Raw genomic sequence first — 24,124 nt, forward strand, 5'->3', positions numbered from 1 at the left:
TTCGCGGTTAAATTTTATGTACATTTATTTACTTTATTTTATTTATTTTATTTCATTTATTTTATTTACTCATCTCGTTTTATTTCACTTTGTTCTACTTTATTTTTTTACTTTATTTAACTATAAATATATTATACATTTCTTTTAAAGGAGGAATACTATGATAGAAGTTGAAGCCTTAAGTAAAAGTTTTAAGGTTGTAAAGAGAAAGGCTGGCATTGGTGCAGCAGTAAAATCCTTATTTAAACCCCAATATTCCACAGTTCAAGCCTTAAAAGACGTTTCATTTAAAATTAATCAAGGTGAAATCGTTGGATACATTGGCCCTAACGGGGCTGGCAAGTCTACTACTATTAAAATTATCAGTGGTATTTTAGTTCCTGACAGCGGCAAGTGCAATATACTTGGATACACTCCATGGAAAAACAGAGTAAATCACGTTAAAAACATAGGTGTAGTATTTGGTCAGCGTTCCCAGCTTTGGTGGGATGTACCTGTAATCGATTCATATAATTTATTAAAGGATATTTACAAAGTTCCTGATAAAGAATTCAAAGATAATCTTGAATTATTAACATCCACATTAGACTTATCCACATTACTTTCAACTCCTGTACGACAATTAAGTCTTGGACAAAGAATGAGGTGCGAAATTGGGGCATCCTTACTCCATAGTCCAAAGATATTATTTCTAGATGAACCAACCATAGGCCTTGACGCCGTTTCCAAAATTGCCGTTAGAAATTTCGTGAAAACTATAAATAAGGAGAAAAAAGTCACTGTTATATTAACAACTCATGACATGAATGATATTGAAGCTTTAGCTGAGCGAATAATACTAATTGGCAAAGGAAAACTCCTGCTAGACGGCACACTCACTGAATTAAAAAATAAATTCGCAACTCATAAAATATTAAAAGTTGATTTTACTGAAAATCACGAAAATATACATATTGATGGTACAACTGTTATTTGTAGTTCTAAAGAAAGCATTACTTTATCCGTAGACTTAGAAAAAATAAAGGTATCAGAAGCCATAGGCCTACTATCAAATAAATTAGACATTATTGATGTTTCTGTAGAGAGTCGTCCAATTGATGAAATAATAGTAGATTTATACAAGGAGTATCAGATATGAATACTTACTATTCCAATAAAAAAACCCCTGGCTCAAACATGAAAGCATATTACTCATTATTCAAGATGCGATTGCTTAAAGGCCTGCAGTATAGGGTGGCAGCTTTAGCTGGAATTTCCACTCAATTTTTTTGGGGATTTATGTACATAATGATTTTTGAAGCTTTCTATAAAGGCAACTCAACAGTTCAGCCTATATCTTTTAGGGAATTAATACAAGTTATTTGGCTTCAGCAAAGTTTTTTAGTATTTATAATGCTGTGGTATAGAGATAATGAACTTTTAGACCTTATAACTAGTGGCAATATAGCTTATGAACTTTGTCGTCCTATTGATTTATACAAGCTTTGGTATTCAAAACTTATTGCTCAAAGATTATCAGGTGCCCTACTGCGCTGTTTCCCTATAATGATTATAGCAGTTTTTTTACCTTATCCTTATAATTTTTCTCCACCACCAAGTTTTGCATCTTTTATATTATTTTTAATCACTTTAAGTCTAGGCTTAATTTTAATTGTTGCAATTTCTATGCTAATTTATATTTCAATTTTTTATACAATGTCTTCTACAGGTTCCTTATTAATTTTTGGTGTATTAGGAGAATTCCTATCTGGACTAGTGATTCCAGTTCCTTTAATGCCAAAAACACTACAAAAGATAGTATATATGCTGCCCTTTAGATATACCTCTGACTTACCCTTTAGGATATATGCTGGAAACATTGGTACCAAAGAAGCATTAATTAGCATTGGTGTACAAGTTATTTGGATAACTATTATAGTTGTCCTAGGCAAATTGTGGATAAAAAAGGCTTTAAAAAGAATAATTGTTCAAGGAGGGTAAATTATTTGGGATAGGTATAATCCCTTTTTATATTATTTCTCTATTAAATCCTTATGAAAAAATAGTTAATTCAAGGAGGGAATATATGAAACTATATTTTAGATATATGAGTATACTTTTAAAAAGTCAAATGGAGTATAGAACTTCCTTTATTCTACTCTCCATTGGACAGTTTTTTGTACCTTTTGTTGTTTTTATATCCATGGTTTTACTTTTTCAAAGATTTCCAAACATAGGAGGATGGTCGCTTTATGAAGTTGCTTTATGCTATTCAGTAATTCATCTAGCATTTTCATTAAGTGAATGCTTTGCTAGGGGATTTGACTCATTTTCCTCTTTAATTATTAATGGTGATTTCGATAGAATTTTAGTTAGACCTCGCATAGCAATGCTTCAAGTACTTGGATCAAAGTTTGAATTCACAAGAATAGGTAGACTGGCTCAAAGCATTATAGTATTGTTTTTTTCATTGACACACCTTAATGTATACTGGAGTCCCTATAAAATAATCACTCTAATATTAATGGTCATAAGCGGAATATTCATCTTTACAGGCATATTCATGCTCGGTGCTACCTTGTGTTTTTGGACTGTTGAAGGCTTGGAAGTTATAAATATTTTTACAGATGGGGGCAGGGAAATGGCACAATATCCCTTAAGCATTTATAAAGACTGGGTGCGAAAATTCTTTACCTTTGTCATTCCCTTTGGCACAGTAAACTATCTACCTCTAATGTTTATTTTAGATAAAGTAGAAGGAAATAATGTTTTATACATGTTAACCCCTTTATTTGGCATATTGTTTATAATTCCCTGCATCTTAATATGGAGTTTTGGTGTTAAGCATTATAAGTCAACAGGTTCATAAATAATACTTAGGAACTATTAATAATAAGCAACTACATCCTTATTAGATACACCATGACCTAATAATAAGCATATAGTAATTATTGTAAACAATAAAATAAGAGGTAATATAAATTATGCTAAATGTTCCTTACTGCTATAATTGTCCTTGCTCTTTAATGTTTCCTTATTATTTCATGTGTCCTTATTATTCCATGTGCCATGAACGTTACAACAAAAAAATAAATTTACAATATGATTTTTCTAAACACAATATTAATGAACAAAATACTTTATTAAAGAATAGTTCGAAAGATTACTTTGCAAAAGTTAATTTGCAAAATCAAACTATTGATCCAGAAACATTTAAAATATCCTATCCATTTCTAGAAAATTATGAACCTGGTGAAATAAAAGATATAATTAATAATGAAATAACTAATAAAGTTTTAGATTTATTTAAAGATCAGGTTCTTATACCAGGAAAAATAGATTTTGCAGAAATTATAAGTTTTTATGAAGTGCCTTTAAATGATAAGGGACTTCTGAGTATTTTATTTGGAATATATACCTATGTAAAAAAAGCTGCTCATGGGTTTACTAAATATTCATCCATAACCATAGATATTAAAACAGGAAAAGTATATGATTTTGGTGATTTATTCAATCCTAAGTTTTACTATAAACCACTTTTAGATGAGTTAGCTAAAGAATATATAATTAAAAATAATGTACAACTACTTACTGAATATAATGGAGTACAACCAAACCAAGAGTTTTACTTAACTCCAACCTCTCTAGTAATGTACTATCAAGTTTATGAATATACACCTTATGCATACGGATTGTTTAAAATAGAAATTCCTTATGAAAAAATTAAAACTATACTCTCTCCTGTAAGCCCTATACAAAGACTTTTATAAAACTTAGTAATACAAATAGCAAGAGGTCTATAAAATCGCAAAACCTCTTGCTTCATTAATACAAGATAAGCAAAAGAAGGGAAAAACTATTTTACACTTTTAGATATTTCCAAAAGCACCTTATTATCTCCAGCCAACATGATTAAATCACCCTCTTTTAGTACTGTTGCACCGCTAGGTGTTATTAACTTACCATTTCTTTTTATAACAACAATTAATATATTACTGGGAATATCTAAATCCATTATAGCTTTTCCTGCCATGTTACTAGATCTCAAAATTTCCATTTCTAATAATTCTGCCTGAATTTCTCCTGAATAATCTGTAAAAGTCTTAAGTACTGCTTCTTCTTCCCCAACCAATTTAAGTTTCTTTGCAATAGGAATAAAAAATGTTCCCTGAATCATAACTGAAACTAACGCTACAAAAAATACAATATTAAATATCTCATCCGCCACAGCAATTCCAGCAGTTAAAGGATATGTAGCAAAAACGATGGAAGCTGCTCCACGAAATCCAACCCATGAAACAAGAAGTTGTTCCTTAACGGATCTTTTGAAAAATGTTAAAACACAAAATACCACCAGCGGCCGCGCCACAAAAATAATAAAAAGCGCAGTACCAATACCCGTCAAAGCTACATTGGGTAATTTTGATGGAAATACTAACAAACCCAAAGTGAAGAATAATAGAATTTGCATAAGCCACGATAATCCATCAAAATAATGAACTAAACTGTTTTTATGTACAAGTTTGCTGTTTCCTAGAATCAAACCTGTTATATAAACAGATAAAAAACCGTTTCCTTTAAACAAATTAGCAATAGAATAAGATAGCAATACTATTCCAATTACGAGAATTGAATATAGCCCATCAATATCAAGTTTTATATGATTTATAAGCCAACTGCCAACTTTGCCTACAAGAATACCAATTAATGCACCAAATAAAATTTGGGTTAAAAGAAGTAATGCTATATTTTGTACATCACCGATAATTAGTCCTACAAAAATAGTAGTTAACATATATGCCATTGGATCATTAGACCTTAAACTTAGATACCCTGGAATAGAACTTAAAGTTTGTTAACATATATGCCATTGGATCATTAGACCCACTTTCCATCTCAAGCATTGACGCTAGATTATTCTTAAGGTTAAGCTTCTTTGAGCGAAGTATAGAAAACACTGATGCAGCATCTGTAGATGAAATAATTGAGCCTAATAGCATACTCTCTAGAAAATCAAACTTAAGAACAAAATACGCAAAAATTCCTATTAAAAACGCCGTAATCACAACACCTACTGTAGCAAGAACTGCTGAAGCGAAAGCAACTGGCTTTGCAGCTTTCCAACTTGTACCCAGACCTCCGTAAAACATTATAAATATTAAACCCATATTAGATATATTTTTTGCTAACTCTGAATTATCAAAGTAAATTCCTCCAAGCCCATCTGAACCCATTAGCATTCCTATGGCAAGAAAAACAATTAACGTAGGTATACCAAATCTATACAGCACTTTACTAGAAAGTGCACAAACAATTAAAATTGTTGCTGCTAAAAGTAAAATATACATCCAATCCCTCCAATAAAATGCGCCCTCAAGGTGATTATTATGAAGCAACCATACCATTAAAAGTTACCATTGAAATTTTGAATAAATGTTCATTTTTTCTCCTCTTGCAAATCCTACTAAAGTTATATTTAACTTCCTTGCCAACTCAACAGAAAGACTAGTAGGAGCAGACCTAGAAACTAATGCTGGAATACCCCTCTTAGCTATTTTTATTAACATCTCTGATGATATCCTGCCTGATGATAAAACTAGCTTATCTGATAAGTCTATATCATCCATTAAGGCTCTGCCAAGTAGCTTGTCTAAAGCATTATGCCTTCCAATATCTTCTTCAAACATTATTATTCTAGACCTGTTGCACAAAGCACAACTATGTACTCCCCCTGTATCTAAAAACAATTGTGATTTATTGTTAAATTCTTTTACTAAAGATTTTATTTCCTCTATTTTAATATCTAGCGGTGTCTCTATCTTCTTAGATTTAAAGGAATCTAATACATTATTAAAGGATGTTCCCTTACAGCCACCTGAAGTTATGGTTCTTTTCCCTTGGACCGCGTCATTTAGAGACCTTTCCTTATTTAAATATACATATACAACGCCTTTTTCTTCATGGAGCTGAATCCTTTCCACCTCAGAAATATTGTAAATAAATCCTTCAGAATATAAAAATCCTAATGTAAGTTCTTTAAGTGATTTTGGGCTGCATAAAAGAGTTATAATCTCTTTATCATTTAAATATATAGTAAAGGGATATTCTATTATAAGAATATCCTCTTCCTTTGAAATACTGTCATCTTTTACTCTTAATATATCGATACTTTTAGTAGATTTCATATTGTTTTGCTCCTATATATACCCATACTTTTCTAGATAAGAATTCAAATCTTCTTTAGTGTTTAAATTTAAAAACATATCCCAGTTTGGGCTAAATTCTCGTGCTTTCTTTTCTTCTACATAATGAATTCTCAAATTCTTTAGCAATGAATTTATTGATCTCCTATTGAATAATAAATGTTTCTCTATATCATCTACTATTTCCTTAGAATAAAATCCACTAAAAGGCTCAATCCAGTCCCCAAAATTAGTTACACAACCATCTATGTCCTGATTTTCAATAGATTTTTTCATATATCTTATATAATCCATATTGATATTGGGCATATCACAGGCAACCACAAGAGCATACTTAGATGAAGACTCCTTAAGCCCTGCATGGATACCACCTAAAGGTCCCTTGCCTTCAATTTTGTCATGAGTTATCTTATTACTAAGACCTATATAACATTGAGGTTTGTTAGTTACAATGATAATTTCCCCAAATTCTTCTCTTAATTTGTGAACAATAGAATCCATAAGCCTTCTCTTATCAATCTTTAAAAATTGCTTATCAAAGCCCATTCTAGAACTTTTACCACCAGCAAGTATTATAGCCGTACCAAATTTATTCATAATAATCACCCTACCTGTATCTTTTCCATTTTCACTGCCGCTACCTTTAATTCAGGTATTTTAGCTATTGGATCTAATGCAGTATTAGTAAGATAATTGGCTGCAGCTTCTGCAAAGTGGAAAGGCATGAATAACACATCCTCATCTATGGTATCCGTAACTTTTGCAGCTACTTCAACTTCTCCACGTCTAGATGTTAATTTCACAATTTCACCATCTACTATACCCATTTTATTGGCATTAATTTCATTGATCTCAACATAGCTACTAGGAGCCTTCTGATTAAGTCCCTCTACTCTACCAGTCATAGTTCTAGTGTGATAATGATATAATATTCTTCCCGTCATAAATACAAATGGATATTCCTTATCTGGCATTTCTGCACTATCTACTTGTTCCGCTGGCATAAATAATCCTTTACCTCTAGCAATAACATCTTTATGAAGATATTTTGTACCCTCATGCTTCTTATGCGGACATGGCCATTGTATGCCCATACTGTTTTCTAATCTTCTATACTCTATACCTCCATAAGAAGGTGTAAGAGAAGCTATTTCATCCATTATTTCTGATGGCTCCAAGTATTTTCTATTATATCCAAGTAAATTCATTATATCCATTAATATTTTCCAATCGGGCTTACAATCTCCAACTGGCTTTATAGCCTTTCTTACTCTCTGAATTCTTCTTTCTGTATTTGTAAAGGTACCATCTTTTTCTGCAAAAGATGTTGCTGGAAGTACCACGTCAGCCATCTCACAAGTTTCAGTAAAGAATATATCCTGTACAACTAAACACTCTAAATTATTTAAAGATTTTCTAACATGGTTTATATCCGGGTCTGATACCATTGGATTCTCACCCATTATATACATAAATTTAATATTACCCTTTTCAGCAGCACTTAGCATTTCAGAAACAGTAAGACCTACTTTTCTAGATAAAGGCGTATTCCATGCTTTTTCAAATTTTTCTGCCACTTCTTCCTTAAATACTTTCTGATATCCTGGAAAATCTGATGGAAGTGCACCCATATCACAAGCACCTTGTACATTATTTTGTCCTCTTAAAGGATTTACCCCTGCAGACTCTTTACCTATATTACCACACAATAATGCAAGATTTGATACAGACATTACTCCGTGAGTTCCGGTGGTATGCTGAGTTATTCCCATGGTATAATATATACCTGCCTTTTCAGCTTCCCCATATATGGTAGCAGCTTTAATTATATCATCAGCATACACTCCACATATTTTGCCCACTCTTTCAGGGGTATATTCCTTAACCAATCTTACTAATTCCTCATAATTTTCCGTTCTTTCTTTAATATAAGTTTTATCTTGTAATCCTTTTTGTATGATTACATGCATCATACCATTTAATAATGCAATATTGGTTCCTGGTTTAATTTGAAGAAATACATCTGCATAATTAGCTAATTCAATCCTTCTGGGATCAGCCACTATTAACTTTGCACCATTTTTCTTTACAGCTTGCTTTACATTTGTTCCTATTACTGGATGATTTTCAGTAATATTTGCACCTATTACAAATAAGGCATCAGCGCCTAAAATCTCTTCAATACTATTAGTCATAGCTCCACTGCCTAACGTTGTTGCAAGACCTGCAACAGTTGAAGCATGTCAGAGACGAGCACAGTGATCTACGTTATTAGTACCTATGACAGCCCTAAATAGTTTTTGAAATAAGAAATTTTCTTCATTGGTACAACGAGCTGAAGAAAGTCCGCCAAAGGCCTCTGAACCATTTTCATCTTTTATTTTTTTAATTTTTGATGCAATTAATCCATAGGCTTCCTCCCATGAAGCTTCTACAAATTTTCCATTCTTCTTGATTAGTGGAGTATTTAATCTATCCCTATGATTGATAAATTTATATCCAAATTTGCCTTTTACACATAGCAGTCCCTTATTAAGTCCATCAAATGCTGGCTCCACGCCTACTACCTTATTATTTTTAACTAACAAATCCATTTGACACCCTACCCCACAATAGGAGCAGGTCGTCCTTACTTTACGAGTTTCCCAATATCTAAATTTTTCTTTAACCTTAGGTGTTAAAGCCCCCACTGGGCATACTGAAACACAGTTCCCACAGGAAACACATTTAGAATTGTCTAATCCTTGATTAAAAGGCGTAGCTACCTTAGTATCAAAGCCTCTATTCTCAAAATTAATAGCATTAGTACCTTGAAGTTCACTGCAAACTCTAACACATAATCCGCATAATATACATTTATTTGGATCATAAGTGTAAAATGGATTGGAGTCATCTATTTTTTTATTTCTCTTATCCCCCTTATAGCTGCCATCTACCAGTCCATATTCATAAGCGTAATTTTGCAACTTACAATTTCCTGATTTATCACAAGTAAGACATTCCATTGGATGGTTTGATAGCAGTAAATCAATGACTTCTCTTCTTGCCTTAATTACTTTAGGACTTTTAGTATATATAACCATGCCTTCTTGTACCTTTGTAGTACAAGATGTTACAAGCTTTTTCCAGCCTTCCACTTGAACTAAACACATTCTACAAGCTCCATAAGCCTCTAATCTCTCGTCGTGACATAAAGTTGGTATTTCTATACCTTCCTTGACGCAAGCTTGAAGAATTGTGCTGTGCTCTTCTACTTGGTATCTGATACCATTTATGGTCAATTCAATCATGGTATTCATCTCCTGACTTAACTATTTTTCTTGTGAATTTTCAACCTCTTCTATCTTATCTATTACATCTGCCATACCGATAGCTTTTGCCCAACTACATTGAACAAACTTGCCATCAACCTTTCTATATGGCTTATCCGGTTTATCTAAATTCATAAGTTCTGTAGTCAGCCTTCCTTTTAAACATAAAGGTCTACCATTTGCAGGTTTCTTAGCCTTTACTGCAATATTTTTATTATTCTTAGATAATACTTCAAATTTGCAGCCATAGTCACATACTTTACAATTTACAGTTTTAATCTCTGCATCCCACACTCTAGTCTTCCCCATTTGTCTTTTATCAATTAATGCACCCACAGGACAAACCGTAACACATCTATTACAAGATACACATTTAGAAGTTTCTAGGGTTTTATCTGAATCTAAAACTATTCTTGTATTATATCCTCTTCCAGCAAAGGATAAAACTTTTCTATCAATTATTGCATTACAGGTTCTTACGCATTTGCCGCATAATATACATTTGCTATCATCCTTTAATATATATGGACTTGAAGTATCTATAAGCCTTGGTCTAACAGCCCCATCATGTTGTCTAAACTTAACATTATATCTATATGCATATTTTTGTAATAAACATTCTCCAGCCTTTTGGCAAGTTAAACAATCATTTGGATGGCTATCTAATAAAAGTTGTAAAATTTGTTTTCTAGCCTTAACAACTTTATCCGTTTCAGTATTTACAACCATACCATCTGACACTTTTGTTGAACAAGATGTTTGTAGTTTTCTACTTCCTTCCACTTCAACTAAACACATTCTACAGGCTGCTACTATTTCTAAATTAGGATCGTAACATAAAGCGGGAATATCAATATCTAGCTTTTTTGCAGCTTCTAATATAGTATAGTCTTCAGTGACTGTTACTTTCTGTCCATCTATAGTAAGAGTTACATTTTTCATCATTCTTCCCCCCTTCTCTACCTTTTAACCACTGCTTTTGGTTTTAGTGGACATGCTTCCATACAAGTTCCACATTTTATACACTTTGAAGTATCTATTACGTGTCTTTCTTTTATCTTACCTTCTATACAACCAACAGGACATGATCTAGCACATTTACCACATCCGACACAATTTTCTCCAATGTAGTATTCTAAAAGTGCTGAACATGAACCGGCTGGGCATTTTTTATCTTTTATATGCGCTTCATATTCATTTTTAAAATACTTTAATGTAGTGATTACTGGATTAGAAGCTGATTGTCCAAGTCCACAAAGGGATGCAGAAGTCATAATATCAGAAAGATTTTCTAATCTCTCTATATCCCCATCTTCACCTTTTCCCTTGGTTATTCTTTCCAGTATTTCAAGCATCCTCTTTGTACCTTCTCTACATGGTACACATTTTCCACAGGATTCCTCTACTGAAAAGTCAAGGAAGAACCTTGCAATATCCACCATACAGTTTGTCTCATCCATTACAATCATTCCGCCAGAACCCATAATAGATCCTAATTTTCCTAAGGATTCATAATCCACTGGCGTATCTAAATACTCCTCTGGTATACATCCTCCAGATGGTCCACCAGTTTGTACAGCTTTAAATTTCTTACCATTAGGTATTCCTCCACCTATGTCAAATATAATTTCTCTAAGAGAAGTTCCCATTGGAATTTCAATCAATCCTGTATTTTCAATCTTTCCACCTAGTGCAAATACCTTAGTTCCAGGAGATTTTTCTGTACCAATATTCCTAAACCATTCTACTCCCTTTTGAAATATTACAGGTACATTTGCAAAGGTCTCTACATTATTTATTATTGTTGGTTTTTGCCATAGACCCTTGTGAGCAGTTCTGTGAATCTTAGGTCTTGGCATTCCTCTTCTTCCCTCTATAGATTCCATAAGAGCTGTACCTTCACCGCATACAAAAGCACCAGCTCCTAGTCTAAGTTCAATATCAAAATTAAAACCTGTATCTAATATATTTTTACCTAGTAATCCATATTCTCTAGCTTGTTTTATTGCCACTTCTAGTCTTTGTACCGCTATCGGATATTCCGCTCTAACATAAATAAAGCCTTGATCTGCACCTACTGCATAGCCTGCTATAGCCATTGCTTCTAATATAGAGTTAGGATCTCCTTCCAATATGGACCTATCCATAAATGCTCCTGGATCTCCTTCATCTGCATTACAAATTATATACTTCTGATCAGACTGGTATTTATAAGCTTCTTGCCATTTTCTACCTGTTGGAAATCCTGCTCCACCTCTTCCACGTAGATTAGATTCTTTCATTACATTTATTACTTCTTCCTGAGACATTTCAGTTATAACCTTTGCTAATGCTGAATATCCATCCATTGCTATGTATTCGTCAATGTCCCCTGGAGCTATAATTCCACAATTTCTAAGTGCAACTCTAGTTTGCTTTTTGTAAAAATTAACTGAATTAATAGGTTTTACTTTATCGTCTACATGTGATTCTTTAAATAATCGTCTTCTTACTATGTTCCCCTTTATTATATGCTCTTCAACAATTTCGTCCACATCTGATAATTCAACGTGACTATAAAATACGCCTTCTGGATAAACTACTACATTGGGTCCTGATTTACATAAACCTAAACAGCCTGTAAGCACTACTTTTACATCTTCCGATATTCCTTTTTCCTTTATCTTTTGTTCCAGTAATTCCTTTATTTTATCTCCTTTAGATGAATGACAACCTGTCCCACCACAAACTAATATGTGATGCTTTTTAAATCCATGAGTTTCATCAATAAATTCTTTGCCTACTTCTAACTGACGGAGTTTTATTCTATTTAAAGTTTCCTCTTTTATTTTTTTTAGTTCATCTATTGTAATCATCTACCACACCCCCATATTATCTATATTTATCTATTATATCCTTTACATCTTCTGGCTTCACTCTACCGTATACCTCATCATTTATGGATAAAACCGGTGCTAATCCACAAGCCCCAATACATCTACTTCCTGTTATAGAGAATTTCATATCCGGTGTAGTTTCACCTACTCCAATGCCCAGTTCTTCCATAACTTTGTCAAGTATCTTTTGAGAACCTTTTACATAACAAGCCGTTCCCAGACAAACCCCAATTTTATATTTGCCCTTAGGTATAAGGGAGAACTGCGAATAAAAAGTAGCTACCCCATATATTTCTGATAGCGGTATATCTAATTCTTTAGATATACTCTCTAATACCTCCTCCGGTAAATATCCAAATAATACTTGTGCCCTTTGCAATACTGGCATCAAAGCCCCTTTCTTATGCTGATTTTCCCTGATAAAAATTCTGAAATCTTTAAGCTTTTCTTCATTCTTCTCCATATCAAATTTAAATTCCATAAATAGCCTCCCCTTGTTATATCTTAAAATAGACAGCATTTTTAATGTGCTGTCTTTTTTTGTATTTTATTAAATTTATAGAAAACATTGTATTCTAACAGATTTCACACTTATACTAACATTATTCTATAATATTCAAAATATATTGTCAATTTACAAATATCCCTATCTAAAGCTATCCTACTGTAATTAAACCAGTGTCATTCTAATATTAAATTTTAACATTAATCTTTTGCATAATTAAAAGCCCTATCTGTTAATACTTATCAGATAGGGCTCATATATCATTTAATAGTTTCTTATATTATTTAGACATATTCATCCAAACAGGGTTAGTAACTGCAGTTTTACCTTGGCTATCTTCTATGATGAAATTATACCAAGTATTTTCAGTTGGAACTAAATCAAATTTCACTAATTGTTCATTTTTAGTTCCATCAAACTCTTTTACTGCAACTTTTGAACCTTTACTAATTACATAAACTTTCTTAATTCCATTTACAGCCTGTGTTTTTAAATTCATTGTAAATGTTTCATTTTTTTTAATATTGTAAGTTTCACCAAACATTTTATCAGGTGTTACTATAGGTCCCATACTTACATAGGAATGTCCCTTCATTAATCCTTCTAAGAACTTACTTTCTGTTAATTTTCCATCAACTTTAACAAAGGATCTTATTTGACCAGAGTATAACTCTGACCAAACATCATGAGTGTCTGTTCCGCCAGTTAAATAGTATTTTTTTGTAGGCTTGTTTGCTTCTTCATTCCAAAGTTTATAAACTCTATCTAAAGTTTTCTTTTCATAGTTATCAGCGTCATATAGGTTCATTGTAGGTTGTAATTCAACTAAATCAAAATTAGGATCGTAACCACCTGGAATAGTTCCTTCTTCATCAGCAGTAAAGTAACCATATGAAGTATAAGGGTGATTACTAATTACTAATGAGCCAAGCTCATGACCTTTTTTTATAATTTCTGAAGCTTTACTATTTGGATCAATAGATTTATCCGAAGGCATATTAAGAATATTAAAATGCGCCCAGCTAGGTGAAACTTCTAAGCTTGGGATAAACGGCATATTTTTTGACTTAGCAAGTCTTCTCATCTCTTGATGATTTTTTACTGCATCGTGGTCACTGATAAATAATAAATCTAATTTACTGCTAAGCTGTGATTTAACCAAATCTTTTGGTGGTGTAATTCCATCTCCTAAATTACTGTGATGATGTAAGTCTGCTCCAAACCATCCTTCTGCAGCTGGATTTAAATCCATATCTAGTCCAACACTAAGCTTTTTCGTCTCAGATGGCTTAACATTTATAGCAATTTCTTTACCTTTTGAAACAAAATCTCTACCTGAAGAAACGTTTACTTTATAATCAACATTTGGATTTAAAACAAAGCTTGCACTTCCTGTCTTATCTAGTCCTGTAAAGAATGTACTTGCACCTAAATATCTTACTACAGGAACAGTTCCACCCTTAACTTCAATACGAGCATCAAGTGGCTTTTTAGTTTTGCTATCGTAAGCTGATAATTTAACAGTTCCACCAGGAACAAGTTGTCCGAAGCTTTGAGTAACTTTTTTACCTGTTTCGATTTTAACAGCTACCTTTTGACTAGGTGCATAGTTTTCAGCAATAGCATAAACCTTATAGTCACCAGCTGGAAGATTTAATTTGTAGTTACCATTTTTATCTCCAACAGCCCATGTAAATGGTTGGAATTCTTTCACCACTGTACCAGCAGGTAAATTATATCCTTTAGTATCCTCGTATTCTCCTTCTTTTTCTACCACAAGAATTGGTTGAGAAATTTTCTTTTCTTTTCCGCTATTATCTTTTGAGTAAATTTTTCCTTCTAATACGCCTGTCTTTTCGTTTTTCATTTTCATTGCTTTATCTAATATAGGTGAATGACTACCACTATTTTCAATTTGCAATGTAGCATTAAATGTCTTAGTTTCGCCAGGAGCCAATGTAGTTAATTTATATAAGTCTTTGTATCCTGATGTACCTATATACTTATTTGCATCATCAACATGAAGAGCTACAGCGAAATCTTTATTGTATGTAGTAACATATTGTCCAAGTTTTTCACCTATAGTAATTTGTTTTGTCTTTTTATCTGGTGTATTGTATCCATAAGGACCAAACATATATCCACCTTTATTTCCTATGGTATACCCACTATATAAATCGGCATAGGAGTTCTTTTTATCAGTATTTGAAAATTTTGTAACCATCTTAACTTCATTGCTACCTACTTCTAGAGAATATGTTGTTACAACATTAACGGGTGCTTTCCCTTCACGCACAAAAGTTCTTTCAGCTACCACAATCCCTTTTGTTTTTGTACTACTCTTATCAATATATACTTTTTCTGGTACACCGCTAACCCAGCCACTCCATTGGTCAGCTAAAAACTCTACATCAAGAACTCTATCTTGACCGAACTTTCCATCTGTCACAGTAGCTACGTCCAATATACTGCCTTTAGGATTTCCCCAAGGATTTGGTGTGTCTACAGCGAAAGAAACAGCAACTTTATCATTGTACATAGTAATATCATGCTTGTTTATTGCTGCTCCACCTACTATAGGTGTAGCTCCTGTTTTAAAATTAACAGCAGCTTTTTCTTTTGGTGTTGAACTTTTGTCTGATCTTTTGTTTGGTTGGATGGAACACGCAGTGCTAAACATAGTAAAAGCACCAACTAGCAACGCCATCCTTGCTTTTGTAAACTTTTTCATTAGTTTTTCTCCTTTGTTATAATTTTTAGCATAAAAATAGACAAGGATGTAAAAACATCCTCGCATGTTAAATCCTATTTAATTGTACATTAAAATTCTTAAATATACAATAAAGTATACAACATTTTTTTCATTAAAAGGATTTTTCTCTTAATAAATTTAACATTTTTATCATAATTTTGAGTTTAATTGTAAATATTTTTTAGCTTTTCCATATACTTTTACATTTTATAGAATTTTTTCGTAGTTCTATACTCTTTACTAATATTTATAATATCTCTCAAAATAGAAGCTGCAGCAGAAATTACACCAGACGCACCACCTATAATTGTTAGGTCTCCTAAAACATCTGTTTTATATGTAACTCCTTTATTCTTCCCATCTACACCATACAACGGGTGTGTAATATCCAATTTTTCAAGTTTTACACTCATATTAATTCTTCCATTTTCTTTTACAGTTCTGCCAAGAAGCTTATATTTTTTTCCTTCCTGTAAACACTTCATAACTTCTTCTTTTGTAATTTCTGTTATGCCTTCTATAGTAATGTCATTTAAGATTTTCTCTTCATCCATCAATATATTAGTAAGAATTAATAATTTAGATGCAGTATCCCATCCTTCCACGTCCAAACTAGCATCTAATTCTGCAATACCCAATTCTTGAGCCTTTTTCAAAGCTTCTAGATAACTCACTGCCTTATGCTCCATCTCATTAATAATAAAATTAGTAGTTCCATTAAGCACTCCTTCAATTGAAATAATTTCAGCTCCTGCTAAATCAATTAATCCCCCATTTATAGAAGGCAATGCTCCACCTGCTGTACACCCAACTCCTAATCCAACACCATTTCTTAAGGCTAAATCCTTTAATTCCTTATAAGCTAAAAGTATTGGACCTTTGTTAGCGGTGACCACATGTATGCCATTTTCTAAACATTTTCTTATATGTGTCATTCCAGGCTCTCCTGTTTTTTTATTGGTGGACGTAACTTCTATAGCCATATCTATATCATTATTTTGGAGTATGGTATCAAGAGAAATTTTCTCGCTTCCTCCTTTTTTATATTTTGTAATATCTTTTTCCCATTTTAAAAACTCTATAAGCTCAGAACAATCAATACCTTGACTATTATATATCCCTCCACTGCTATTAATTATGTAATTTACTTGAATTTCTAAACTCCTTCTATATAAATACTCCCTTTTATTATTAATTAATTGGGTAAATGCCTTGCCTACTCCCCCATATCCAATAATAGCAATTCTCATATAAAATACTCCTCTGCCATAGATTCTACCTTATCTATTAATTCTTTCACTTTATGCTTTCTAGCTCTTCCACATTCAAATGCATTACTTTCACATAATAAACATTTTCTCGGCTCTCTACCTAACTCCTGCCTAGAAATTTGTTCTCCTTTTTCATTTAAAACATCGAAATCATACAGTCTTCCCAAAGCATGTGTCTCTTCAATATCAATAGTTATTTTTTTCATTAAATATGGAAATATATTTAAGACCCCAAAATACTCAGGCCCACTGTCTTTATACAAAATCTTTTCCTCTAAAACCATTCCAGAAGTCTCATTTAGCTTATCTTTAAAAACCTGTAATCCTTCATCAAATATCTTTTTTATAATGAAATTATTCTTTATCGGTCCAGGTATATTTAACTTATAAGATATAACTGTGTTTCGGTATTTATTTAATAAATATTGCTGATACTGCACCCTTATCTCTCTACATTTTAAAATCTCCTGTAAAGATTGCTCCTTCCCTTGAAAATGTATATTCATAATAACTCTCCTAGTATAAATCTCCATTATCTGATTTCTAATCCCTAATCACCAATTCCTAGTCTCCAATCATCAGTCCTTAAATAACTTCTGACAAACTATCAAACTAACACACTAATTAATCTCTAATCACCAAATAAGTTCTAAGTCACTGCCACCCTAGGCTTCTATCCGTCTAATTTAAATGTCTATCTGCACTTTCTATTTATATGAATTATTTTTAGGTACTCAACTTTCGCAGTTAGAAAATAAAAATGTAAAATTTTAAATTAAAACTATATTTGTATTTACTTTATTCATCTAATGTAAAGCTTGGAATTTATATGCGAAAGTTGAGTTAGTTAAATTTAATATTTTTTACTATTTTGTTTTTATCACTTTACTTTTCTTACTACATCAATAATGCTTCCATCTCTGTACTCCACAATTGCAACTACTTTATCATCATACTGAATTTTTTCAGGAACGCCTACGATACTTTGGGCTTTATCCTTTAACTGTTCAATGGTAAACATAGGTATACTTGTATATTTAAACTTTTGGATCAAATCCTCTCTTCTTGGATTTATAGCAATACCAAATTCAGTAACCAGTACATCTACACTTTCCCCTGGTGTAATAACTGTATTTACAGCATCTACTATGCATGGTATTCTTCCTCTAATTGTAGGAGTTACAATTAGAGTTAATTTTGCACAAGCTGCTGTATCTGAATGTCCCCCAGAAGCTCCTCTTAGTACGCCATCAGAACCAGTCATAACATTTACATTAAAATCTGTGTCTATCTCTAAAGCTGATAAAACAACTACATCTAGTTTATTTGCAATGCATCCTTTATTATGTGGATTGGCATAAAAAGAAGAATCTATTTCATGGTGCATTGGGTTTTTATCTATAGAATCTACCGCAGTTAAATCAAATCCTTGTACATCAAAAATATTTTTAATTAATCCTTCTTCAAGCATCTCAACCATTGGTTTAGTTATTCCACCTAATGCAAAGCTTGCTTTAATTCCTCTTTCTATCATTTCATCTCTTAAGAATCTACTTACGGCTAACGAAGCTCCCCCCGTGCCAGTTTGAAATGAGAAACCTTCCTTAAAATATCCAGATTCTGTTATGACCTTACTACAATATTCTGCAATTAGTAGTTCCTTTGGATTTTTAGTGTATCTTGTGGCACCAGAAGCTATTCCCTCTGGATCTCCTATACTATCTACCTTAACTACGTAATCCACATTGTTCTGTAAAATACTTGCAGGCATATTAGGAAAATCTACTAAACAATCTGTTATTATAACTACCTTGTCCGCATATAGAGCATCTATTTTTGAATATCCCAAAGAGCCACAATTAGCCTTTCCTCTTGAACCACTGGCATTTCCATATTCATCACAAGAGGAAGCACCTAAAAATGCTACATCTATCTTAATATCACCTGCTTCAATAGCACGTGCTCTTCCACCATGAGACCTTATAATTACAGGCTCCTCCATTAATCCATTAGATATCTCTTCTGCCAATTTACCCCTTAATCCACTGGTGGAAATTTTTCTAACTATACCATTTTTAATATGCTTTACTAATGGGATGTGAACATTTGTAAGAGAACTAGGCACTAATGTTAAATTTTTGATTCCAAGACCAGCTATAGCATCCATTACCATATTTAATACATAATCTCCTGCTCTAAAATGATGGTGAAATGAAATAGTCATTCCATCTTTTAAGCCACACTTAAGGATAGCTTCCTGAATGCTATTCAATAGTTTGCTTTCACAAGGCTTAACTGGTTTAACTTTGTGTCCTACTTTTACTACATTTTGGTCCATGGAAAAAGCTCCCGCATAAAGCTTATTATCTTTAAGAATTTCATCTGGAATTTCTCTTCCTATACTATTTTTCATCTTCCATGACCTCCTTGTATAATCCTACAGCCTTCGCTAGTTGTAATACCCTCTCTGCTCTATCTATAATAGGTTTATCAATCATCTTTCCATTTAAAGAAATAACTCCTAAACCTTGTTTTTCTGCTTCTCTAGCTGCTCTTACAATATCTAATGATTTATTTATTTCTTTAGCTTTAGGTGAATAAATTTCATGAACTGGCTTAATCTGCCTTGGATTTATAACGGACTTTCCATCAAAGCCAAGCTGCTTAATTAATTGTACCTCTCTTCTAAATCCTTCTTCATTGTCTACATCTGAGTAAACAGTATCCAAAGCATATATCCCAGCAGCTCTTGCAGCCATAACAATTTGTGTTCTTGCTCCTAATAATTCCATACCATCTGGATATCTTTTGGTTTTCATGCTGGTTACATAATCTTCAGCTCCCAATGCTATGCCAATAAGCCTTGAACTTGAAGTAGCAATAGAATAAGCATTAATTACTCCAATAGCACTTTCAACTGCTGCCATCATCTTAGTGCTTCCCACTTTTCTGCCTATTTTTTTTTCCACTTCCTCTATAACAGCTTCCACCTGCTCTATATCTTCCTTTCTCTCTGTCTTCGGAAGTCTAATTACATCTACGCCAGCTCTAACCACTGCTTCTATATCATCTCTTCCAAAGGGACTATCTAAACCATTTATTCTTACAACAATTTCCGTATCACCATAATCTAAAGTTTTTATAGCATTATAAACTACTAATCTAGCAGCATCTTTCTGATTTATAGCAACTGCGTCTTCCAAATCAAACATTAAGGAATCCGCTCCATAGATAGCTGCATCCCTAATCATTCCGGGATTGCTTCCTGGAACAAACATCATAGTTCTTCTTAAACGTTCCATTACTCAAGCGCCTCCCAATCATAATTTCCTTCAATGCCACATGCTCTATAAACTGCACACTGTAACCTAGCCCTTATTGTGCAATCTAAGGCTCCTCTATCTGTAGCTATAACTTTAACGTTTTCTACCCCTAACTTTTGTAATGTTTCTATAATAACTTTTCTAATTTGTTTACCAAATTGCTTTTCCACATTGCTTTTTAATTGTATTTCTATTCCAAAATCTTCATTTGGCAAAATCATTATTTGAATATCACTTGATTCCAAAGTTCCAACTAATGATTCTTTTATAATTTTCATATAATTCACCTTCCATTAACTACTATATCTTAATCACTTTGTTGTGAAAATTGCGAATATTTTCTATAGCAAGCTTTCTAGTTGTTTTGCTGCTAGCTTCAGCCACTCTTCAGAATTTACAATATTCTTATTAGTTGCTTCTGAAAGCAGTGCTAAATCCTTGGTTATGATGCCTTTATCTATAGTTTCAACACACGCCCTTTCTAGTTTATCTGAAAAATCTACAAGTTCCTTTATTTCATCAAGTTCTCCACGTTTTCTAAGTGCTCCAGTCCATGCGAAAATAGTAGCCATAGGGTTAGTAGAAGTCTTCTCTCCCTTTAGGTATTTATAATAATGTTTTTGTACTGTACCATGGGCGGCCTCATATTCAAAATATCCATCTGGTGATACTAATACAGATTTCATCATAGCCAAGCTTCCAAAAGCAGTAGCTACCAAGTCAGACATAACATCTCCATCATAATTTTTACATGCCCAAAGCATTCCGCCCTGAGATTTTACAATACGAGCAACTACATCATCAATTAAAGTATAAAAATAAACTATACCAGCTTCCTTAAATCTTTCTTTATAGGTAGTCTCATATATCCTATCAAATATAGCCTTAAAGTTAGCATCATAAGTCTTAGAAATAGTATCCTTAGTAGAAAACCAAAGGTCTATTTTCTTATCTAGTGCATAATTAAAGCAAGCCTTTGCAAAGCTTTCAATGGACTTATCCACATTATGCATTGCCATTAAAACACCATTTCCCTTGAATTCATGAACAGTTTGTCTGGAAATTTCTTTTCCTTCACTATTAGAGAACACTATTTCAGCTTTTCCAGGTTCTTCAACTTTATATTCTACATTTTTATAAATATCACCATAGGCATGTCTGGCGATGACAATAGGTTTTTTCCATGTACTTACATAAGGATGAATAGTATTAACTATAATAGGTTCCCTAAAAACAGTTCCATCTAAAATAGATCTAATTGTACCGTTAGGACTTTTCCACATTTTCTTTAATTTATATTCCTGCACCCTAGCCGCATTTGGAGTAATAGTTGCACATTTTACACCTACTCCATACTTTTTAATTGCCTCAGCAGCCTCAATGGTAACTTCATCATTTGTTTCATCCCTTTTTTTAATTGCAAGATCATAACATTGGGTTTTTAAATCTACATATGGAGAAATAAGTATATCCTTAATCATATGCCATAAAATACGAGTCATTTCATCTCCATTCATCTCTACTAAAGGAACTTTCATTTGGATTTTTTCACTTAACATATTTATTAATCCTCCTCTAATGAAATTAGGTACATGAAAAAAATATCAAGTCAAAGATTCTGGTATATTTTGTGTCAGACAAGGAAGCAGGTTCCGCCTTTGTATGACTATCGGCGGGTTCTGTTGACGCAGTATGACGCAAAATAGACTAGCATACTGGCTTGTTATTTATTTGAATGTGTCTTACTTAATCATTGAATTTTACTTTTAATCCAAGGCAATTTTCCTCCTAGTTTTAAAATCTGTGCATCTAATTTTGAAAGAGTATGTGTCAATGGAATATCTATATTTTTGGTAATATTTTTCAATATCACTTCTCCTGTTAAATCACCAATGGTAACCCTCAATTCATCCCCAGCTTCAACTTTCTTATAATCCTCAGTATCTTTGAACGTTAAAGGTACAATTCCAAAATTAATTAAATTAGCCATATGAATACGAGCAAAGGATTTTACAATAACTGCCTTAATTCCTAAATATTTGGGAGCTAATGCCGCATGTTCCCTACTAGAACCCTGTCCATAATTATCACCAGCTATAATAAATCCACCATTATTTTCAAGAGCTTTATTATAAAAATCACTATCTTTAGACTCAAAAGCATGCTTTGATATTTCAGGTATATTACTACGTAACGGTAGTATTTTAGCTCCTGCAGGCATAATATCATCAGTGGTTATATTATCTTCTAACTTTATAAGTACCTTCCCATTTAACATATCAGGAAGAGGGTAAAAGTCAGGTAAAGGCTTAATATTAGGACCATACACCACATTTATATTCTTTGACTCTTCAATGGACACTGGCTTAACTATCATATTATCATTAACTTCAAATTTACTTGGCATTTCAATTTTTGGATATTCTCCTAAGCTTCGTGGGTCAGTTAGAACGCCAGCTAAAGCTGTGGCAACAGCTGTTTCAGGACTTGTTAAATAAGCTTTTGCATCCTTTGTTCCACTTCTCCCTTTAAAGTTTCTATTAAAAGTTCTCACAGTTACTCCTTCGGAACATGGTGCACATCCCATTCCAATACAAGGTCCACATGCATTTTCTAATACTCTTGCACCTGCTTTAACTAAATATTTCATATCATTACTTTCAATCAAATGCTCTACCACTTGCCTTGAACCAGGACTAATGCTTAAATGAAGCTTATCAGAGATTGTTTTATCCTTAAGCACTTTTGCAACAATTAAAAGATCTCTTAATGATGAATTAGTACAAGATCCTATATTTACTTGATCTACTTTTATGCCAGCCACTTCAGATACTTTCTTAACATTTCCCGGGCTATGTGGCAGTGCAACCATAGGCTCTACTTTCTCTAAATCTATTTCTATTATTTCATCATATTGAGCATCTTTATCCGCTATAATTTCAGTCCATTGTTCTTCTCGTCCTTGTGCTTTTAAAAACTTTCTTGTAACTTCATCACTTGGGAAAATGCTAGTAGTACATCCTGTTTCTGTTCCCATATTAGTAATTGTAGCCCTATCAGGCACACTTAAATTTTTCACACCATCTCCAAAATATTCAAATACCTTCCCCACTCCCCCTTTTACGTCCACACGTCTTAGTAGTTCTAAGATTACATCTTTTGCAGAAACCCACTTAGGAAGTTTTCCAGTTAATCTAACTCCTACGATTTTAGGATATTTTATTCTAAAAACTTCTCCTGCCATGGCAGCGGCAACGTCCATGCCTCCTGCACCTATAGCTAATGCTCCTATTCCTCCTGCAGTAGGTGTGTGACTATCAGAGCCAATTAAAGTTTTCCCTGGACAAGCAAATCTTTCTAAGAAAAGTTGATGACAGATACCATTTCCAGGTCTAGAAAAATAAATACCATATTTTTGTGCAACAGACTTTAAATAATTGTGATCATCTGCATTTCTAAAATCTGTCTGTAACATGTTATGATCTACAAAACTTACACTTAATTCTGTTCTAACCCTTTCTATTCCAATTGCTTCAAACTGTAAATATGCCATAGTTCCTGTAGCATCTTGAGTTAAGGTATGATCGATTTTTAAAGCTACTTCCTCCCCTACTGCCGCTTTTCCTTCTATAATATGAGCCTTCAATATCTTTTCTGCAATAGTTCCTGACATTTGTAAACTCCCCCTACTCTCTTAATTACCATTTTTTAACATTATATTACTTTAATATCCCCTAGTCAATATCATATATATTAATCATAATTTTACTTATACATGAATTATTGAAACTTATGATAAAAAATAATAATGCGCCACAAGTGATAATTTTAAAATTTATTACTTGTGGCGCATTTATCCTTTGCTAAATAGTGAACTAATTGCACTAATAAAAATGCCGTGAAT

The 24,124-nt window shown here is 32.9% G+C and carries 18 protein-coding genes and 1 pseudogene; 4 read left to right on the forward strand and 15 right to left on the reverse strand.

The features are described 5' to 3' along the window. Positions 1-160: 160 nt before the first annotated feature. From CC89_RS11250 to CC89_RS11265, 4 genes are all read left to right on the forward strand, one after another. A complete protein-coding gene (locus CC89_RS11250; protein ID WP_035292188.1) occupies positions 161-1,138 on the forward strand; it encodes an ABC transporter ATP-binding protein in 978 nt (325 codons plus the stop codon). After that, positions 1,135-1,980 (forward strand): ABC transporter permease, encoded by an 846-nt coding sequence (locus CC89_RS11255; RefSeq protein ID WP_286161346.1) that lies wholly within the window; start codon positions 1,135-1,137, stop codon positions 1,978-1,980. The genes CC89_RS11250 and CC89_RS11255 overlap by 4 nt, the downstream gene beginning before the upstream one ends. An 85-nt stretch (positions 1,981-2,065) precedes the next feature. Next, entirely contained in the window at positions 2,066-2,848 is a 783-nt protein-coding gene (locus CC89_RS11260; protein WP_035292190.1) for an ABC transporter permease, read from the forward strand. Positions 2,849-3,041: 193 nt separating this feature from the next. Then, the gene (locus CC89_RS11265; protein WP_081897081.1) at positions 3,042-3,749 is read left to right on the forward strand and encodes a DUF3298 and DUF4163 domain-containing protein; all 708 of its coding nucleotides are present in this window, start codon (positions 3,042-3,044) and stop codon (positions 3,747-3,749) included. 86 nt (positions 3,750-3,835) lie between these two features. Here CC89_RS11265 and CC89_RS11270 read toward each other — a convergent pair. The 15 genes and pseudogenes from CC89_RS11270 to CC89_RS11345 all read right to left on the reverse strand — a co-directional run bounded on the left by CC89_RS11270 (position 3,836) and on the right by CC89_RS11345 (position 23,893). Next, positions 3,836-5,327: pseudogene (locus tag CC89_RS11270) on the reverse strand (potassium/proton antiporter). Between the two features lie 63 nt (positions 5,328-5,390). Then, positions 5,391-6,164: a formate dehydrogenase accessory sulfurtransferase FdhD gene (gene fdhD / locus CC89_RS11275; protein ID WP_035292192.1), complete on the reverse strand. Its 774-nt coding sequence runs from the start codon at positions 6,162-6,164 to the stop codon at positions 5,391-5,393. Between the two features lie 12 nt (positions 6,165-6,176). Continuing rightward, on the reverse strand, positions 6,177-6,779 hold the full coding sequence (gene mobA, locus CC89_RS11280; protein ID WP_035292194.1) for a molybdenum cofactor guanylyltransferase: 603 nt from the start codon (positions 6,777-6,779) through the stop codon (positions 6,177-6,179). Between the two features lie 5 nt (positions 6,780-6,784). Then, positions 6,785-9,472, reverse strand: coding sequence for a formate dehydrogenase subunit alpha (fdhF, locus tag CC89_RS20005; RefSeq protein ID WP_081897042.1), 2,688 nt, complete (start codon positions 9,470-9,472; stop codon positions 6,785-6,787). Between the two features lie 21 nt (positions 9,473-9,493). Next, positions 9,494-10,435 (reverse strand): NADH-quinone oxidoreductase subunit G, encoded by a 942-nt coding sequence (locus CC89_RS11295; RefSeq protein ID WP_035292199.1) that lies wholly within the window; start codon positions 10,433-10,435, stop codon positions 9,494-9,496. Positions 10,436-10,452: 17 nt separating this feature from the next. Further along, entirely contained in the window at positions 10,453-12,348 is a 1,896-nt protein-coding gene (locus tag CC89_RS11300) for an NADH-quinone oxidoreductase subunit NuoF (RefSeq protein WP_081897043.1), read from the reverse strand. Positions 12,349-12,364: 16 nt separating this feature from the next. Further along, positions 12,365-12,850, reverse strand: coding sequence for an NADH-quinone oxidoreductase subunit NuoE (nuoE, locus tag CC89_RS11305; protein ID WP_035292201.1), 486 nt, complete (start codon positions 12,848-12,850; stop codon positions 12,365-12,367). A 304-nt stretch (positions 12,851-13,154) separates the two neighbouring features. After that, complete coding sequence (locus CC89_RS11310) at positions 13,155-15,605, reverse strand: CehA/McbA family metallohydrolase (RefSeq protein WP_035292203.1); 2,451 nt, start codon at positions 15,603-15,605, stop codon at positions 13,155-13,157. Positions 15,606-15,826: 221 nt separating this feature from the next. Next, the gene (locus tag CC89_RS11315) at positions 15,827-16,876 is read right to left on the reverse strand and encodes a homoserine dehydrogenase (protein WP_035292204.1); all 1,050 of its coding nucleotides are present in this window, start codon (positions 16,874-16,876) and stop codon (positions 15,827-15,829) included. Then, positions 16,873-17,403, reverse strand: coding sequence for a citrate lyase holo-[acyl-carrier protein] synthase (gene citX / locus CC89_RS11320; protein WP_035292206.1), 531 nt, complete (start codon positions 17,401-17,403; stop codon positions 16,873-16,875). The genes CC89_RS11315 and citX overlap by 4 nt, the downstream gene beginning before the upstream one ends. Before the next feature lie 374 nt (positions 17,404-17,777). Next, positions 17,778-19,310, reverse strand: coding sequence for a citrate lyase subunit alpha (gene citF, locus CC89_RS11325; protein ID WP_035292208.1), 1,533 nt, complete (start codon positions 19,308-19,310; stop codon positions 17,778-17,780). Continuing rightward, complete coding sequence (citE, locus tag CC89_RS11330) at positions 19,300-20,199, reverse strand: citrate (pro-3S)-lyase subunit beta (protein WP_035292209.1); 900 nt, start codon at positions 20,197-20,199, stop codon at positions 19,300-19,302. The genes citF and citE overlap by 11 nt, the downstream gene beginning before the upstream one ends. Further along, positions 20,199-20,498 carry a citrate lyase acyl carrier protein gene (citD, locus tag CC89_RS11335; protein ID WP_035292211.1) on the reverse strand — a complete coding sequence of 100 codons (300 nt, stop codon included), beginning with the start codon at positions 20,496-20,498 and terminating at the stop codon, positions 20,199-20,201. Before citD ends, citE begins: the two co-directional genes overlap by 1 nt. Before the next feature lie 63 nt (positions 20,499-20,561). Further along, positions 20,562-21,779 carry an NADP-dependent isocitrate dehydrogenase gene (locus CC89_RS11340; protein WP_035292213.1) on the reverse strand — a complete coding sequence of 406 codons (1,218 nt, stop codon included), beginning with the start codon at positions 21,777-21,779 and terminating at the stop codon, positions 20,562-20,564. 191 nt (positions 21,780-21,970) lie between these two features. Next, positions 21,971-23,893 carry an aconitate hydratase gene (locus CC89_RS11345; RefSeq protein ID WP_035292215.1) on the reverse strand — a complete coding sequence of 641 codons (1,923 nt, stop codon included), beginning with the start codon at positions 23,891-23,893 and terminating at the stop codon, positions 21,971-21,973. Positions 23,894-24,124: the final 231 nt, after the last annotated feature.

This window comes from Clostridium sp. KNHs214 (assembly GCF_000744935.1).
GTDB lineage: Bacteria > Bacillota > Clostridia > Clostridiales > Clostridiaceae > Haloimpatiens.

Coding starts and splice junctions, on each gene's coding strand:
- CC89_RS11250 (WP_035292188.1), top strand. CDS start 161: ATGATAGAAGTTGAAGCCTTAAGTAAAAGTTTTAAGGTTGTAAAGAGA.
- CC89_RS11255 (WP_286161346.1), top strand. CDS start 1,135: ATGAATACTTACTATTCCAATAAAAAAACCCCTGGCTCAAACATGAAA.
- CC89_RS11260 (WP_035292190.1), top strand. CDS start 2,066: ATGAAACTATATTTTAGATATATGAGTATACTTTTAAAAAGTCAAATG.
- CC89_RS11265 (WP_081897081.1), top strand. CDS start 3,042: ATGTGCCATGAACGTTACAACAAAAAAATAAATTTACAATATGATTTT.
- fdhD (WP_035292192.1), bottom strand. CDS start 6,164: ATGAAATCTACTAAAAGTATCGATATATTAAGAGTAAAAGATGACAGT.
- mobA (WP_035292194.1), bottom strand. CDS start 6,779: ATGAATAAATTTGGTACGGCTATAATACTTGCTGGTGGTAAAAGTTCT.
- CC89_RS11295 (WP_035292199.1), bottom strand. CDS start 10,435: ATGAAAAATGTAACTCTTACTATAGATGGACAGAAAGTAACAGTCACT.
- CC89_RS11300 (WP_081897043.1), bottom strand. CDS start 12,348: ATGATTACAATAGATGAACTAAAAAAAATAAAAGAGGAAACTTTAAAT.
- nuoE (WP_035292201.1), bottom strand. CDS start 12,850: ATGGAATTTAAATTTGATATGGAGAAGAATGAAGAAAAGCTTAAAGAT.
- CC89_RS11310 (WP_035292203.1), bottom strand. CDS start 15,605: ATGAAAAAGTTTACAAAAGCAAGGATGGCGTTGCTAGTTGGTGCTTTT.
- CC89_RS11315 (WP_035292204.1), bottom strand. CDS start 16,876: ATGAGAATTGCTATTATTGGATATGGGGGAGTAGGCAAGGCATTTACC.
- citX (WP_035292206.1), bottom strand. CDS start 17,403: ATGAATATACATTTTCAAGGGAAGGAGCAATCTTTACAGGAGATTTTA.
- citF (WP_035292208.1), bottom strand. CDS start 19,310: ATGAAAAATAGTATAGGAAGAGAAATTCCAGATGAAATTCTTAAAGAT.
- citE (WP_035292209.1), bottom strand. CDS start 20,199: ATGGAACGTTTAAGAAGAACTATGATGTTTGTTCCAGGAAGCAATCCC.
- citD (WP_035292211.1), bottom strand. CDS start 20,498: ATGAAAATTATAAAAGAATCATTAGTTGGAACTTTGGAATCAAGTGAT.
- CC89_RS11340 (WP_035292213.1), bottom strand. CDS start 21,779: ATGTTAAGTGAAAAAATCCAAATGAAAGTTCCTTTAGTAGAGATGAAT.
- CC89_RS11345 (WP_035292215.1), bottom strand. CDS start 23,893: ATGTCAGGAACTATTGCAGAAAAGATATTGAAGGCTCATATTATAGAA.